This window comes from uncultured Faecalibaculum sp., assembly GCF_910588395.1.
GTDB lineage: Bacteria > Bacillota_I > Bacilli_A > Erysipelotrichales > Erysipelotrichaceae > Faecalibaculum.
Map to the genome: position 1 here is coordinate 19,118 of NZ_CAJUPA010000011.1, position 15,164 is coordinate 34,281.

Sequence of the window (15,164 nt, forward strand, 5' to 3'; positions counted from 1 at the left end):
GGATCAGCGACTGCCAGTTCCGCTACCTGCTGTCCACTCATATTCCCATACCCGTAAGCTGACCCTGTGTTTCCAGCAAAGCCAGCCGTTCCTTTCACAAAGATTTTAACAGACAGGGGTTGCACTGATTACGCGACTTTCAGATTCATGCATTGAATCTGCCTGTTATTTGTTGCTTTCCTCCTCGAAAGCACGGTTCAGGAATGAAACCCGTTTTCGCAGGTTCTTCTGGGCTGCAGGCGAGTGCACAGCCATGTCATACCCATGAAAGGTGCCTCTGGTGACGCTGATGGTGACCGGAGCGCCCAGGGCAGCCACCTTGCGGGCATAGTCCCTGCCTTCGTCCCGCAGGCAGTCAAACTCTGCGGTTTCCACGTAGGTGCAAACCGGAACAGGATGATGCAGCGGGTCAAACTCAGAAGGGTCCTGACCTTTCAGGAAGCCATTCCACATAATGCGGTTGTTCCGTGCATTCCACAAGGGTGTGTCCGTGAACTGCTTCATGGAATCAGATTGCATGAATGGATCCGTCACCAGGTACACCAGCATAAGAAACGCCGGCTTCACCACATTGGCCAGCATGATGGCCAGCGCTGCTCCGGCGCTGTCTCCAGCAAAGCCTGCAGGAATGCTGCCATCCGCCAGGACCCGTTTCCAGACTGTCATGGCATCCAGAAAGGGCAGCGGGTACGCACCTGTTCGATAGTCGGGCATATATACGCGACAGCGGGCTTCTCTGGCATACAGCTGAGCCAGCTGCCGGTGGTAAGGAGCCGCTTTGTAGAAGAAGGCACCACCATGGAAATACAGCAGCGACCGGTCTGTTCCCGCTTCCGGTTCAAAGACATGGATGTCAAAAGGGGGCCCGGGAATCACCCGGTGCAGGATACCCGGCAGTCCCGGTGTCAGGTCAAAGGCGGTTTTGAGAAACACATTGGCTGCCGGTGCAAGTTCCGGAAGGAAGGGCATGGGCAGTGCGATGTGACGAAGTGATGGATTGATGGGATAGCGGTGAGTCATGGGACTGATTCCTTTCTGGGGAAATGCGGCCAGGATACGAAAAACTATGAATACATATGAATGCAAATACACATGAAAATAAATCCTGAGCCTGAGATAAAATGAATCCAGCTTTATAGCTCAATCCGACACAACAAAGCAAGTTGAAACCGTCTGCTTTTACAGCGCATTTCTCATTTGTTCCAATCGCATCTGCTGCTGAGTGATTTTTTCATGCGTATTAGGATTAAGACCATATCGAGTGTTCTTTCCATTTCCGGTTTTTCTGACCAATCCTTCAGAAATCAGTTGCCCAAGACATTTTCTTATCTGATAGGCAGATAAACCGGTCAATTTTTTGTCAAGCTCCGGCACCGAGAAAGTGTCGGTATCATTATTGAGAATCATATATTTAAGAATTCTTTTTTCATTCAACCCAAGTGCTGGATACGAATCTGCGAGGTCTATAATCCAAATCTTCAATTCAGTTTTCTCAAGATTTGTTTTTATTTCCGGTGACCGCACTTTATTCATGTAAGCGGCCGAAAAGATTTGTGCTCCACCTTGCCCCTGCCGTTCTGACAAACCCAAAAATCTGAACAAACTCATAATCCTCTCGTTTCGAGGTCTCGTTTCCCCTCCATGAATATAATCTTCCTCATTGACCAGCAAAATTCCCGGATTCTCAAAAAGAATATAATCCGAAGTAGCCGTTATCTTTACAACCGGATTTGGTCCATCATAATCTGAATGCGCCAGAGCATTAACCAACGCTTCACGGAAAGCGGTAGCCATCTGTCTATCTCCTGTTCGCTCCTGACTCGCAGATAAAGAAAATGAATTCTGAGTCATTGCCATCAGTTTCTCGAAAACCAGATTAAAAAACAGGTACAGGTTCATCTCCGGAAAAGTCAAATCATCATCAGTCACCCTATCGCTCCACCTTGTAGATCCAGGGTCTTTCCGGAAATAGTCAACATGAAATTTTGGATACACTTTATGTATTTCATTTATTCGTCCAAAGAACAGCAACGTCGCTTTTTTTAATATATATTTTCCGCTTTTCTGATCCAGCTCAACTGCACCTATCCGATCCAGAAACTGTTCCCAGGAAACCATCGAGAACCCTCTGTCAGGATATCTTCTGGAGACTTTTTCCTTATAGCTGATCACTGAGTCCACATCCAAAGAATCGGTAGTAAATCCTGTCAGCAAGTATTGATCAGTAGATGTATTACTGGCATTCCGGGACATCATTTCCAACTGATCGTTGCTGGCTTTTCTATCACCCTCTCCGGTTCGTATATACACTTCTGTTGGCTTATTATTGATATAAACAGGCTTTCGTGCCAAAGGAACTTCCGGAATTTGTGTAATCACTATCGCTTTGCCATTATACTTTCTCAATAACACGGGGTTATTAACCATTGCGTTATAGCTCACTTTATTCGGGTTTGCGAACTCACAATCCAGACTACCCTGTATTTTATAGGGATCACCTACACCATGGACAATATTCTGCGGAAAGCTTTCCTGGATTCCCAGAATCACTTCGCCACCACGTGTATTACAGAAAGATGAGTAAGTCTTCCAATAATCATGAGGAACTCTGTCGGCAGCCGTTTTGAACTCCAGAGTATTGTTTTCATCATTTATATCTTTCAAAATCCACTTTCTAATCTCTTCCTCTGTTAATTCAGGAAGTTTGTCTATATTGATGTTTTTGCTCATTGGGTAACGCTCCTCAAGTAGTCCCATTTTATCAGTCTATTCTGGAAGTCGATATGTTATTTCTGAATTCCATTTTCCCTTAATCGGGATGCAACTAAAAGAATCAAATAAATGACTTGATTTATCCTTCATCCATTTTTAGACCTGATTGGGTCTTCTATGACCCAATTCTGCCTGTCCTTCCCTTTTCAAGCCGCTGTTTTTTTACTTAATTGGAATGCAACTAAAAGAATCAAATAAATGACTTGATTCATCCTTCGTCCATTTTTAGACCTGATCGGGTCCTCTATGAGCCAATTCTGCCTGTCCTTCCCTTTTCGAGCCGCTGTTTTTCCCTTAATCGGAATGCAACTAAAAGAATCAAATAAATGACTTGATTTATCCTTCATCCATTTTTAGACCTGATTGGGTCTTCTATGACTCAATTCTGCCTGTCCTTCCCTTTTCAAGCCGCTGTTTTTTTACTTAATCCGGATGCAACTAAAAGAATCAAATAAATGGCTTGATTTATCCTTCATCCATCACCAGTCACCACAGGATTCAACCGAATTCTGATTATCACTTTCCGTATCTTATTTACCCTTTGGATGCTGGTATTTATCACATTCCGTGTTGTTGTTATCACTCTGCGTATCAACATTGTGGATACAGACTGCATCCATTTCTGCAGAGACTGTCCGATTCCCGGGACCAGCCACAGTTTATTATTGTGAATAATACCGGTAAAAACAGTTTCCTATTGTTCTGACTCATTCCTACACTGGGATCATGGACATACTGATACTGTTTGTATTCATACTCGGGATCGTCATCAGCCAGATAACAGGATTCTCCGTTCTCTGGATCCTGGCAGGCTTCTGTCTGCTTCTGATACTCTATGCCCTGTCCAGCGGCTTTCGGACTGGCGACCTGCCGGCCCTTCTGCACCCGGGATGTCTCACTGCCTGCCGTCTGGGATTCCTCTTTCTGCTCATCGGCGGACTCAACGGACTCTGGCGATCCTGCGGAGTGATGGACAGTCTGGCTTCTCTTGCCGGCTGCTGTCTGTCCTTCAGGGTTTCGCCAGCGGTGTGGATCCCAGCCGGCAGCTGACATCCTTTGTATTCGGCACCGCTTCCGGCGGCGGGATGAAGAGTATGGTATCTGTGGTCTGTGTCGTATGCCTGTCTTCACTCTATACCGGTTTTTTCGAACAGACCGCCATTCTGCGGCGGGTGAAGCAGCTGCACATCCCGCCCATCCTCTACGCCCTGCTCACCTGCAGCCTGGCCTGTTCCCAGACACTGGCTCTGGTCCTCTCCGCTCAGCTGCTGTCAGGACAGTACAGGAACAGGGAAGAGCTGGCCATAACACTGGAGGACACAGTGGTTCCGGTGGCAGCCCTGGTTCCCTGGTCCATTGCCAGCCTGGCACCTCTCTCATTTCTGGGAATAACGCCCACCTGGCAGATCATGCTCTGGTCATTTTATCTCTACGTGCAGCCGATCTGGTGGTGGGCTGCCAGCCATGGACTTCCGCTCCTCCACAACCTCCATGGCTTCCGAAGTGGAACCTGGCATATAGCCACTGTTCATTCAGCTTCCACTGACCGCAAATCCTGATAACTCAAAAATTCCAGGCGGTCCTGCACTGCCTGGAATTTTAATTATCTGTATATTCAGAATCCGGTTCTGTTCTGAGCCGTTCCTGTTCCTTCCGGCTGTCCACCCTTCTCCATTGTCAAATTCCGTCAGGTAACCTGTCTTTCTGTTCCAGCCGGCAGCATGCTGGTATCATAATACTGAATAATCAGTAAAAGAAAGGAGAGTCATCATGACCGGATTCAATCATTCAGCTCAATCAGGCGGAAACATGACATGGAACAGGACAAAGGAGGATACCAATGGATAACAGCTATCTCGACCTGGAGGAAACATTCAAAGTAATCGAAGAAGCCATGGACAGCCCCGCAGCCAATGCTGATCAGCTGATCAGTGCCATGAACCGGCAGCTCAAAAAGCGGGGAAAAGAAAAGGAAACAGCTTTTGCAATCAAAAATCATCCGGAACCCGAAAAACTCCTTCAGCAGCTGTCCGCCTCCTTTGCACAGCCTGCCATCCCCGGGCAAAGGCCAGCTGGCAAAGCCGCAGGATCAGCGGTGATCCCCCTGAAAAAACCGGGAAAACTTCCGGAAGAATTCCGCTGGCTGAAACCAAAGGACAACCATACCCAGCAGGTCCGGGACATTGTGAACGATCTGCTGGGCCCAGGCAAAAGCCGCCAGGAGGGACTGGTCGAAGCTCTGTATACAGCTGCTTATGAACCGGAAAACGACCCTGCGGGCTTTCAGTCAGAACCGTATTTCATTCTTCCTGTGGATCTCTACCGGAAAATGAAAACCCTGTATCATAATTACCGCCCCCAGGATATGCTGGTTTACGGAACCTATATCATTTCAGCGCAGTCGGCCCTGGGATGTCTCGGCTTTGCCGGCGGTCAGGGAGCTGCGCAACGAGCCCGGACTCTTCGTTCACGTCTCCACGGCATCTCCATCATGATGATCCCAGCCACCATGGCCCTGGCAGTCATGGAGCCGTATTCCCTGACAGACCAGGAAAAACGGAGCATGGCAGTCGGCACAGCCAGCCGGTTTATCCGGCAGCTGGGACTGGACCTGCTTTACAAAGACACCCGGAGTTTCGAGCCTGACACAGTTCTCCGGGAAAAAATCATCGATCTGTACAAAACCATCCGGGAGGATACAACCCTGCACACCAGAATCGTCTTCCCGGCGGAATACACCTCCTTTCCGGGCCCCTGGATTCCGGAAGTCACGGAACAGGAATACGAATTCATCATCGCCCTGGGCTGGTGTTTCGCAGCTTCAGGCAGAGACAAAATCCGTTCCAAACTCATCAGCATCATCAGCCGCTGTGTCTTTGATATGCCCCCGGGATCTCTGAAACGGATCAGCCGGTCCGTATTCGAAACACTGGAATCCGGAAGCCGCAACGGACAGCTCAACCACATTCTCGCCGCCCACTGTGTACTGGAATGCCTGGGAGAAAGTTTCTGGCTTGCCATTACTTCCCCCTACGTTGCCTGTATCCGGTATCTCTGCGACCACATCTGGCTGGATATGGAAGTGGCCCAGGCACGTCAAGCACATACTGCTCAAACTGCCGATGAAGAGTCGGAAGCTCAGGAAGATGACCCGAATGCTGATGACAGCAGTCAGAATCCAGCAGAAACGCTGGAAGACGATGATGATGGTGAAGAAAACAATATACCTGAAGACAAAATGGCCCAGCCTTCCACTCTGGCAGATCTGGATGTGGAAATCCTGCTGCAGCAGATCAGCGCGTCCATCCAGAAACTCCCAGATGAACCGGACCTGGATATGCAGCTGATGGCTGCCAGAAACTCCGTACAGCTGCTCACCGCCGACATAGAGCGGCTCACCTGCCGGCTCAATGCGTTTGAGCACCGCATTCCGGAATACGACACCAAATCCAGTCTGAAAGAGAACCGGCGTCTTCTGGCGGAAAACGCCAGTCTGATGCAGAAAACAGAGGATCTCAGAAAAGAACTGGAAGACCTGAAAGCCCGGAGAAAAGCCGACAAAGAGCGGTATATCGAAAGAGGTCACAAAGAAACGCAGAACATTCTGTATCCCGAACTGATTACTCTGCGCAGGCAGCTCACAGAAGAGCAGAACAAACATGCCGCCTTCCTGCAGGACCAGAAGGAACTGGCGCAGCTGCGGGAGCTGATTTTCAACGATCAGGCAGAAAATGAATCCACCCTGGAAACCATGCAGGAGGGGCTGACTCCGGCAGAGGAAGAGGAAATCCGGAGCTTCTTCGCCCAAAACAAAGTGGTGTTTGCCGGCGGGCACATCCGCCAGTCCCGGGAACTGGAGCAGAAATATGGCCGTTTCACCGCTGCGGAAACCCCGACCTTTCCACCGGAAGCTGTGAACAGCGCCGATCTGGTCATTGTGTTTGCACACTGGATCTCCCACACCACCTATTACAAAGTCACGAACATTGCCAGACGCCGCAATATTCCCCTGGAGTATGTCAACAGCCGGAATATGTCTGTCAGTGAGCGTGAGCTGCTGGCCATCATCCGGAAAGTGAGGGCAGCGGTATGAAACGGATTCTTGTAATTGGCTGTGCCGGCAGCGGCAAAAGCACCCTCAGCCGGCAGCTGCGGGATAGTCTGCACCTGCCGCTGATTTATCTTGATCAAATCTGGCATTGTGCCGATGGTTCCCACATCAACCCGGACCTGTTCGACCGGAAACTGAACACCATCCTTGAAACCGATGCCTGGATCATGGACGGCAATTACAGACGGACTCTGAGAACCAGACTCAATGCCTGCGACACAGTGATCCTGCTGGATTTCCCTACGGATGTCTGTCTCCGGCAAGCCAAACAGCGGATTGGCCACAAGCGGGAAGATCTGCCCTGGGTGGAAACAGAGTTCAATCCGGAGTTTGAAGACTGGATCCGGAATTTCCGAACCCGGAATCTTCGGGAAATCCTGAAAATGCTGGAGGAATACAGTCAGACCCGGTCCATCTATGTGCTGCGCTCCCACGAAGACATCCGGGAGTTCGTGGCGACTGTCAGACAGCTGGAACAGTTCAGTCTGAGAACGTAAAAGAAACCGCCAGGATCGCCCCGGCGGAAACACAATCAAATTCACTTCGTCATAGTGGTGAGATCCGCAAACAGCGTCGGATCACCGGATTTGGCTGTACCGGAACAGGCAGCCAGTGTGGCGGCAAGAGCTCCTGTCAGCAGGAACAGAAATGCCCGTTTCATGATTCATGTTTCCTCCTGTATGAATCAGAGTATACGGGATTACCGGGCTAGCCTGGCAGGATATGCACTTCAGGCATTGCGTATGGATGCCGATGGTGGGTAGAGCTGACACGTGGGAGGAAAAAGGCAGCGTATAGCTCATTATTTATTGGCATTGCAACGTTTCTCGATCATGATATTTATAACAGAAATGAGGAATAAATATGCCAATCGGTCATTATGATACAAGCTTCTGCGAACAATATGAATTGGAGGAAGCTGCAGCCCATCTGCTGTATGCCTATCTCTTCACTGGCTTAGGTGGAGAAGATGCGGAAAGAATTCTCTTTGGTGACCATCATCAGAAAGGCTAGTTCACGAAGACACTGCTCAATTTCTATGGACTTAGTAACAGTCGAGAAAGTATGAATCGTGGGCGCTTCAAAGGCTATTCTATGGAAGATGCAGTCAGAGAACTCACAACAACCGGGAAAGTTGGAGACACAAAAGTAGCTAGTCTGTTTTTGAAATATCGTCCAGATTTACATCAGCACCATTCGCTGTAAAATTGCATATCTCCACTCTTCGAGGCAATTTGGAACTTCTCAACTAAATCCTTTGGTGAAACACAAAGAGTGGGTTCTTCATCCGTAGGAGAAAAATTCTCTGGACTGATTTCACAAAACAAATGGTCATCTTCATTTGGACAATCAAATTCCAGTTTAGGAAATCCCACCAGTTCCGGTATAAACTGCCGGGTTTCACCGTCAAATGGCAGACAGTATTTCATGATTTCCTGGATTTGCTGCCGGGTGATTTCTCTAGGAATAATCACAGAACCATACAGTTTATAGTTGGATGCATCGCGATATAGATAGTTAATTCTTGTATTCACTGGTGTATCCCCTCCTCGTCCTGGTATAGCACAAAAGTCAGAATGTGTTCTTCTAGAGCCTTTCATTGACAATTCTTTTAATCGTCCATTATATTAATCATATAAATAAGAGTGAGTAATCACTCCCAGTTCTCAGCCTAGTGTAGAGAACATGGTGCAAATACACCGCATAAGCCGATTCTCGGCCAACCGTCACTCCATTGGGTGGCGGTTTTTTATACGAACTTTGCTTTCTAAAATCGAATGGACTGTATAATCACTGGACATCCGCCCATCAATCTAATTGGCTGCAACCACCCGAATATTTCTTTCTGGCTGTAGTCGATTTAAACTCAGAGAGTTTATATAAACTCCATCGAGTTTACATAAACCGAGTTGAGTTTAACTTCAACCAATCCAGTTCACCTAAATTCCTGAGTACGATGGAAATCATGCTACAAGCGCTCCTTCATACCTGACGCCCCGGCATCCATCGACATACAAAACAGCCCTGCAAAGCCATTCAGCCTGCAGGGCATTTTCCTGTTGCCTAGAATCCGATGGACTCCATGACACTCACAACCTGGTCCAGGTTTGCCTCGGCAATGTCTTCGACTTCGTAGAATACATTGGCTCTGGTGTCCACTGCTGCCAGATTATAGATCGTGTTCATGGTGTTGAGATAGCTGGTCATCTGGTGACTGTCATCGCTGCTCCAGTTGTTTTCTTCAAAGAAATTCTCACTGGTGCAGGAAGCCGTGGCTTCGTTGTAGGCTTTCTGGGCTTCGCCTGTTTCGACGCTGATTTCCAGCTTGACGAGATCATTGGCGGCAATGCGGCTGATTTCTCTTTACTGCCTGGATTATAGGTTGGTGTTGCGGAATAATCCGGTAGGATGCAACCACAACTGCGCAATACCTGCATGTCTCCTTTCCTGTTGAAGACATTCCAAACACCAGCGAGTTAAATCAAACCAATCACAGTTATTCAAAAACTGACAGACAGTTTCGCATAGAATTTGGAATGGCTTATAAAATCATCTTCTATGCAATCATCAGGAGCGATAGTTATATTATTCCGCAATTGAGGTATGATAGACTTAGTCATGTAAACCAAACCCAAACTCAAAGCAAACTCAATCGAAACTTGAAGCAAACTCAAGGCAAACTCCAGCGAGTTAATACTAACTGATTCGAGTTAATCCTCAGCAGCTCATTCCAGTTTATATAAATTAGCTAATCTGGCACAGACAGCCTTTATAAGAAAGGAATTCCCATGAGCAACGATCAAAGACTGAATTCACTTCTGGAAACCGGAGAACATATAACTCTGGAATGCAAAAAAAGCGGCAATGAAGTTCCAAAAGATGTATGGGAAACATATTCCGCTTTTGCCAACACCTATGGTGGCTGCATTCTTCTCGGTATTCAGGAACATCCTAAAGAAACAGATATAAAACGGCGATTCGAGATTACAGGAGTCCGCAATCCGGCTCAGAGAAAAAAAGAATTCTGGGATACCATCAACAGTGACAAAGTAAGTGCAAATATACTGATGGAAAAGGATGTGGAAGAGGTCAATACAGATGATGGAAAAAAAGTGATTGTCATAACAGTTCCCGAAGCCAGTTACAGACAGAAGCCAGTCTATATCAATGGCAATCCATTCAAGGGAACTTTCCGCCGCAATCACGAATCTGATTACCACTGTACAGAGGAGGAAGTCAGGGCTATGCTTCGGGATTCCGCAGATACAGGTTCTGATGGAATTCTACTGTCTGGATACTCCATGGATGATATCGATTCAGCCACTTTGCAGTCATATCGAAATGAGTTTGACTCAAGAAATCCAGATCACCACTGGTCCAGACTTGACAATAAGGAGTTTCTCCGAAATCTGGGTGGTTTGACCAAGGATCGCAGAACCGGAGAGGAGTGGCTGACTATGGCTGGTCTTCTCATGTTTGGCAAAGGTTTATCCATCAGAGAGCGCTTTGGCAATCTGTCTTTCGACTATCTGAATCTTTCAGGCCTTCTTCCGGGGCAGCGCTGGAGTGACAGAATTTCTGTGGATGGTACATGGGAAAACAATCTCTATTCTTTTGCCAGAACGGTTCTGCCTCGACTGACCAGGAATCTGGAAAAGCCCTTCAAAATGGATGGGATCACCAGAATTGACGATACCCCTGTTCACCAGTCAGTCCGCGAAGCACTGATTAATATGATCATTCATGCGGACTATCAGCAGATAGGCAGTTTAAAAGTCATCCAGTATGATGATGGATTTCAGTTTTCCAATCCCGGTAATCTGAAACTGCCTGTCTCCCTTATTTTTGAAGGTGGTCATACAGCTGCCCGAAATCCCCGAATTCAGATCATGTTTCGGATGATCGGACTCTGCGAGAACATCGGTTCGGGGTTTTCTCTGATTCTGAATACATGGCGGGAGCAGAACTGGCGCGATCCAGATTTGTATAACGATCTGGAATTGCACAAGGTGGATCTCCGGTTATGGAAAACCGAAGCAATTCCAGCCAGCTGTTCTGCTCAACTGTCATCCTGCTTCGGCAAAGCATTTTCAGAGCTTCCCGAAAAAGAAAAACTGGTTTTATCCATTGCCCTGCAGGAAGGAAAAATCACAACATTGAAATTGCAGTCAGTATTGAAAGCAGATCCCGAGGAAACCAAAGCTCTGATTATTGAGTTAATGCGCAAAAATATGCTGATTCCAAATTACCGGAATCCGCAATATGAGTATTACATCAATCTCGATTTCAGTCCTGTCGAGCCAGAGCCTGCTGTAGCAGCCATAAACATCCCTTCTTCTCTTTCCGAAACAGATCGAAAGCTGCTGGATCTGCTGCAGAAAGGCCCTGTCAGTCACCGGGATATAATCAGTCAGATCCCGACAATCACCACAGGGCCAGGGGCCTCCAAGGCAATGAAGCGGCTCATAGATAAAAATCTTGCAATAAAGTTCAAGAAAAAAGGCGAGCGCTCAACATTTTACAGATTGGCAGATGTGTTTAAATAACGCCCCGGCATCCATCGGCATACAAAACAGCCCTGCAAAGCCATTCAGCCTGCAGGGCATTTTCCTGTTGCCTAGAATCCGATGGACTCCATGACACTCACAACCTGGTCCAGGTTTGCCTCGGCAATGTCTTCGACTTCGTAGAATACATTGGCTCTGGTGTCCACTGCTGCCAGATTATAGATCGTGTTCATGGTGTTGAGATAGCTGGTCATCTGGTGACTGTCATCGCTGCTCCAGTTGTTTTCTTCAAAGAAATTCTCACTGGTGTAGGAAGCCGTGGCTTCGTTGTAGTCTTTCTGGGCTTCGCCGGTTTCGACGCTGATTTCCAGCTTGCCGAGATCATTGGCGGCGTCAAAGGAATATTCATCGGTTTCCGTTTCAATGTCCGTGATCTGGTAACCTTTGTCCCTGAAGGCATCTGCCAGCTTTTCGCCGGCGGATGCGGCGTCATTCTTTGCGGCGGGTGTGGTTTCCTGGACAGTTTTGTCTGTGCTGCTGTCTTTGGTGTCTGCAGCGGGTGCAGGCTGGCTGCAGGCTGCGAGGGTAACGGAGAGCAGAGCTGCGGCAAGATATGCAATGGGTTTGTTCATACTGGTTGTGCCTCCTGGAGAAATGCGGTTGGTTTCTCTTTGCAGCCTGGATTATAGGATGGTCTATCCGAATAATCCGGCGGGATGCAACGGGAACTGTGCAATTGACAGAGCTGTCGGAATAAGTAAGCGGATTCCTGTCACAAGCCTGTTTTCAGCTGATGTGATCTGCCTGCTCTTCCTGCGGCCTGACTACTGCCAGAACCCGCAGCGGGAGATCGTCCGGATAGGTTTCATTTATCAGAATATACCGGCATCCGTTTTTTCTGCATTCTGCCAGAATATGACTGTTTTCAGCTGCAAGCTGTTCCGGGTCTATGTGATTGTCCAGTCTTTGCTCAATGACGCAGCCATAAGACTCTATTTTTCTGAAATGCTTCCGGATATAGTCCGGGGTCATGACCAGCCAGATGGCCTGGATGGACTGCAGTTCTTCCGGGGAAAAGCTGCTGTGCCAGTCAAAGGGAATGTAACAGCCTTCCAGGATCAGATTCTGGCTGTTTTCCACAGCAGTGCGGATGATTTCCCGGAGGATGGGCCAAAGGTACTCTGTAAGCTGGTCGTCGTCCTCCAGGGTCAGATCCGTGTTGCGGCTGCGGATGAGCCCCATTTTCAGATGGTCAATGGAGAGATAGGGATATCCGGTTTTTTCCAGCAGTTTCTGAGCCAGAAGTGTTTTTCCGGTGTGTGTGGCTCCTGCGATGAGCAGTATCATGAATGCCTCCTTTATGGGGAAATGGGATGTATACAGAGAACAATGAGGCTATCCCCTTGAAAAGTGTGAAATTCTGCATTTTGTCCCCTGTAAAAATGTAAAATCTGACGTTTTATCCCCTGTAAAAGTGTTTGTACATCAGTAAACAATAATTCAGCCGGCTGCCTCAGCCCCGAACCGGCAGAAAAGGGCCATCCGGACTCACCCATCAGATCATGCCCCAGTCTATGAAGGAGGAAAGCTTTGGGAAAAGAGAAAGACATTCTGGAACGGCATCTGCTGGAGAATCCCGAGGAGCACAAAGAAGCCATGGAACTCATCACCGGATGCAGGTGGGACATCGATCCTGCTTCCTTCCGACATTATCCTGTCCACAGCAGACAAAGCAGCTGGTCATCTCTGAAAAGCGGAGATGACCGGCTGTTTCTCTGCCTGCGGGAAGGAAGGCAGTATACTGTAAACAGAGGAGAGATCCATCATCCGGTGTGGACGATCAAGGGACTGGCACATCTGAGTGGCATGGAGATCGATGACGAAGAACTTTTGAAGATCAGTGAGTCAAAGGAGGAATGCACCGTGGAACTGGCATACACATTTCTGAGCAAGGAACAGGCGGATGCGGCCCTGCGTAAAGGATTCCAGGAAGGTGAATCCGAAGGAAGGAAGAGAGCTCATCAGCTCTTCTCCTGGCTTCACAAACAGGACCGCATCAGCGAGTATCCGCAGGCTCTCAGTTCTGAACAGCTGTTCGAACAGTACTGGAATGAAATGCAGAACAGCCTGAAACACTGATCAGGCACAATCAGGCCGCAGGAAGACCTTCTCAAAGAGGTTGATCCTGCGGCTTTTTTTCATTCAGACTGTCTGCCTTCTCCATAGACAGGTGTCAGGCTGCAGCAGAACACTTCTCTTCTGCCCGGCAGTACTTCCTGTACAGTCCCCATCCCATCAGTGCTGTGAGAGCTTCGGCTGCAGGCACAGCCAGCCATGCCCCTGCGGTGGAAAACAGGGCAGCCAGCCCATAAGCCAGGGGAATCACCAGGACAAATCCTCTGGACAGAGACATGATCTGTCCCGGCCGGGGTTCATGCACAGAGGCAAACCAGGTGGACAGGATGATGCAGATGCCGGCAAAGGGCGTGGAAAGAAAGTACAGTTCCAGCCCCTGAACTGCTACAGCCTGCAGCAGCGGATCGTGCTCGCTGTTGAACGCCGCTGCGATGGGACCAGGCCAGATCCAGGTAATCAGGCAGATCAGAAGAGAGAAACCCAGAGCAGTGCACAGCCCATACCGAAGCAGCTGTCTTTCCCTTCCCGGGTCATGGGCGGCACAGGCAGCACTGGTCAGCGGCTGCATGCCCTGGGCAATGCCGTTGAACACGGCTGTGGTCACACAGGTGACGTTGGCAATCACCCCATAGGCCGCCACACCGGTGTTGCCGGTGAGTTTCAGGAAAATGGAATTCAGGACAATCATGACAATGCCGGCGGAGACCTGGGTCACAAACGAAGGAAACCCCAGGGAGCAGTCCTGAATCATGACCTGCAGGTCCGGTGTTCCCCATCTCAGGTGCAGAGTGTTCTGCAGTCTGCGAAAGTGCAGCATCATGACCAGAACCCCGGTGACCGGCGAGAGGACCGTGGCAAGAATCGCACCGAACATGCCCATCTGGCAGGGAAAAATGAAGAACCAGTCCAGAACGATGTTCAGAAAACTGCCTGTGAGCTGTGCCCAGGTGGAAAGATGCGGACTGCCGTCGTTGCGCATGAAAGCCTGAAGAATATAGTTGAGCATAAACGCCGGGGAAAACAGCATGAGCCAGCGCAGATACGTGGCTGTATCCGCCAGTGTCTGCCCATCGGCCCCCAGCCAGATGGCTGCCCTGTCTGCGCCGAAGGCGCCCATCAGCACGAAGGGAACAGACAAAGCCAGTCCCAGTCCGATGGTATCGGTGAACACACGGCTCTTTTTCCGGAGGTTGGCACCTGCCAGTGTGAACTGCGTGGAGCCTCCCATGCCCAGCATCATGCCGATGCCGCACAGAAAGCTGTAGACGGGAATCGCGAGGTTCAGGGCGGCGAGGCCGGTGGTGCCCAGGCCTGCGGCGATGAACCAGGTGTCGGCGAGGATGTAGCAGGATACGCCCAGGATCCCGATGATGCTCAGGGAGGTGCAGCGGATGAATTCGTTTCTCAGGGCGGGATCGTGGATGCTGGCTGATCCGGTCATGAATGCCTCCTTTCCTGTCACGGAAGTGTCCGAAAAAAGGACGCCTGAATTCCCGCTTTCAATGGCCTGCGGCGGAAACTCCCGGCGTCCTTGTCCTGCATCCGGCGACGCAGGGGATCTGTGTGACTGTGCTCCTTATTATATCCGGATGGCTGGAACCTGCAAGGAGAAAAAGGCAATGGTCCTGCAGTGTCTG

16 protein-coding genes are annotated in these 15,164 nt (G+C 49.1%); 8 read left to right on the forward strand and 8 right to left on the reverse strand.

Features of this window, described 5'->3' with window-relative positions:
* Positions 1-165: 165 nt before the first annotated feature.
* Together QZ305_RS04285 and QZ305_RS04290 are read right to left on the reverse strand one after the other, a co-directional pair.
* Positions 166-1,020: an alpha/beta hydrolase fold domain-containing protein gene (locus QZ305_RS04285; RefSeq protein WP_294730363.1), complete on the reverse strand. Its 855-nt coding sequence runs from the start codon at positions 1,018-1,020 to the stop codon at positions 166-168.
* A gap of 159 nt (positions 1,021-1,179) precedes the next feature.
* Entirely contained in the window at positions 1,180-2,730 is a 1,551-nt protein-coding gene (locus QZ305_RS04290) for an RNA-binding domain-containing protein (RefSeq protein WP_294730365.1), read from the reverse strand.
* 768 nt (positions 2,731-3,498) lie between these two features.
* Between QZ305_RS04290 and QZ305_RS04295 the strand changes: the two genes are divergently transcribed.
* The 4 genes from QZ305_RS04295 (at position 3,499) to QZ305_RS04310 (ending at position 7,380) form a co-directional block, all read left to right on the forward strand.
* Entirely contained in the window at positions 3,499-3,822 is a 324-nt protein-coding gene (locus QZ305_RS04295) for a hypothetical protein (RefSeq protein ID WP_294730366.1), read from the forward strand.
* Between the two features lie 35 nt (positions 3,823-3,857).
* Complete coding sequence (locus tag QZ305_RS04300) at positions 3,858-4,331, forward strand: hypothetical protein (protein ID WP_294730367.1); 474 nt, start codon at positions 3,858-3,860, stop codon at positions 4,329-4,331.
* A 281-nt stretch (positions 4,332-4,612) separates the two neighbouring features.
* Positions 4,613-6,865, forward strand: a complete 2,253-nt coding sequence (locus QZ305_RS04305; protein WP_294730368.1) for a hypothetical protein — start codon at positions 4,613-4,615, stop codon at positions 6,863-6,865.
* On the forward strand, positions 6,862-7,380 hold the full coding sequence (locus tag QZ305_RS04310) for an adenylate kinase (protein ID WP_294730370.1): 519 nt from the start codon (positions 6,862-6,864) through the stop codon (positions 7,378-7,380). Before QZ305_RS04305 ends, QZ305_RS04310 begins: the two co-directional genes overlap by 4 nt.
* 41 nt (positions 7,381-7,421) lie before the next feature.
* Here QZ305_RS04310 and QZ305_RS04315 read toward each other — a convergent pair whose 3' ends face one another.
* Complete coding sequence (locus tag QZ305_RS04315; RefSeq protein WP_294730372.1) at positions 7,422-7,544, reverse strand: hypothetical protein; 123 nt, start codon at positions 7,542-7,544, stop codon at positions 7,422-7,424.
* Between the two features lie 203 nt (positions 7,545-7,747).
* Here QZ305_RS04315 and QZ305_RS04320 point away from each other — a divergent pair, with 203 nt between their 5' ends.
* Positions 7,748-7,897 carry a hypothetical protein gene (locus tag QZ305_RS04320; RefSeq protein ID WP_294730374.1) on the forward strand — a complete coding sequence of 50 codons (150 nt, stop codon included), beginning with the start codon at positions 7,748-7,750 and terminating at the stop codon, positions 7,895-7,897.
* 173 nt (positions 7,898-8,070) lie between these two features.
* Here the strand turns inward: QZ305_RS04320 and QZ305_RS04325 are convergent, their stop codons facing one another.
* Positions 8,071-8,418 (reverse strand): hypothetical protein, encoded by a 348-nt coding sequence (locus tag QZ305_RS04325; protein WP_294730375.1) that lies wholly within the window; start codon positions 8,416-8,418, stop codon positions 8,071-8,073.
* Between the two features lie 529 nt (positions 8,419-8,947).
* Entirely contained in the window at positions 8,948-9,091 is a 144-nt protein-coding gene (locus tag QZ305_RS04330) for a hypothetical protein (protein ID WP_294730377.1), read from the reverse strand.
* 3 nt (positions 9,092-9,094) lie between these two features.
* Between QZ305_RS04330 and QZ305_RS04335 the strand changes: the two genes are divergently transcribed.
* Together QZ305_RS04335 and QZ305_RS04340 are read left to right on the forward strand one after the other, a co-directional pair.
* Positions 9,095-9,265 (forward strand): hypothetical protein, encoded by a 171-nt coding sequence (locus QZ305_RS04335; protein ID WP_294730379.1) that lies wholly within the window; start codon positions 9,095-9,097, stop codon positions 9,263-9,265.
* 407 nt (positions 9,266-9,672) lie between these two features.
* On the forward strand, positions 9,673-11,430 hold the full coding sequence (locus QZ305_RS04340) for an RNA-binding domain-containing protein (RefSeq protein WP_294730381.1): 1,758 nt from the start codon (positions 9,673-9,675) through the stop codon (positions 11,428-11,430).
* Positions 11,431-11,501: 71 nt separating this feature from the next.
* On the opposite strand, the gene QZ305_RS04345 is transcribed toward QZ305_RS04340, so the two are convergent.
* Both QZ305_RS04345 and QZ305_RS04350 read right to left on the reverse strand, forming a co-directional pair.
* Positions 11,502-12,023 (reverse strand): hypothetical protein, encoded by a 522-nt coding sequence (locus QZ305_RS04345; protein WP_294730382.1) that lies wholly within the window; start codon positions 12,021-12,023, stop codon positions 11,502-11,504.
* Between the two features lie 154 nt (positions 12,024-12,177).
* Positions 12,178-12,738: an adenylate kinase gene (locus QZ305_RS04350; RefSeq protein ID WP_294730383.1), complete on the reverse strand. Its 561-nt coding sequence runs from the start codon at positions 12,736-12,738 to the stop codon at positions 12,178-12,180.
* A gap of 243 nt (positions 12,739-12,981) precedes the next feature.
* Here QZ305_RS04350 and QZ305_RS04355 point away from each other — a divergent pair, with 243 nt between their 5' ends.
* Positions 12,982-13,530: a hypothetical protein gene (locus tag QZ305_RS04355; protein WP_294730384.1), complete on the forward strand. Its 549-nt coding sequence runs from the start codon at positions 12,982-12,984 to the stop codon at positions 13,528-13,530.
* 94 nt (positions 13,531-13,624) lie between these two features.
* Here QZ305_RS04355 and QZ305_RS04360 read toward each other — a convergent pair whose 3' ends face one another.
* On the reverse strand, positions 13,625-14,968 hold the full coding sequence (locus QZ305_RS04360; protein ID WP_294730385.1) for an MATE family efflux transporter: 1,344 nt from the start codon (positions 14,966-14,968) through the stop codon (positions 13,625-13,627).
* Between the last annotated feature and the right edge of the window lie 196 nt (positions 14,969-15,164).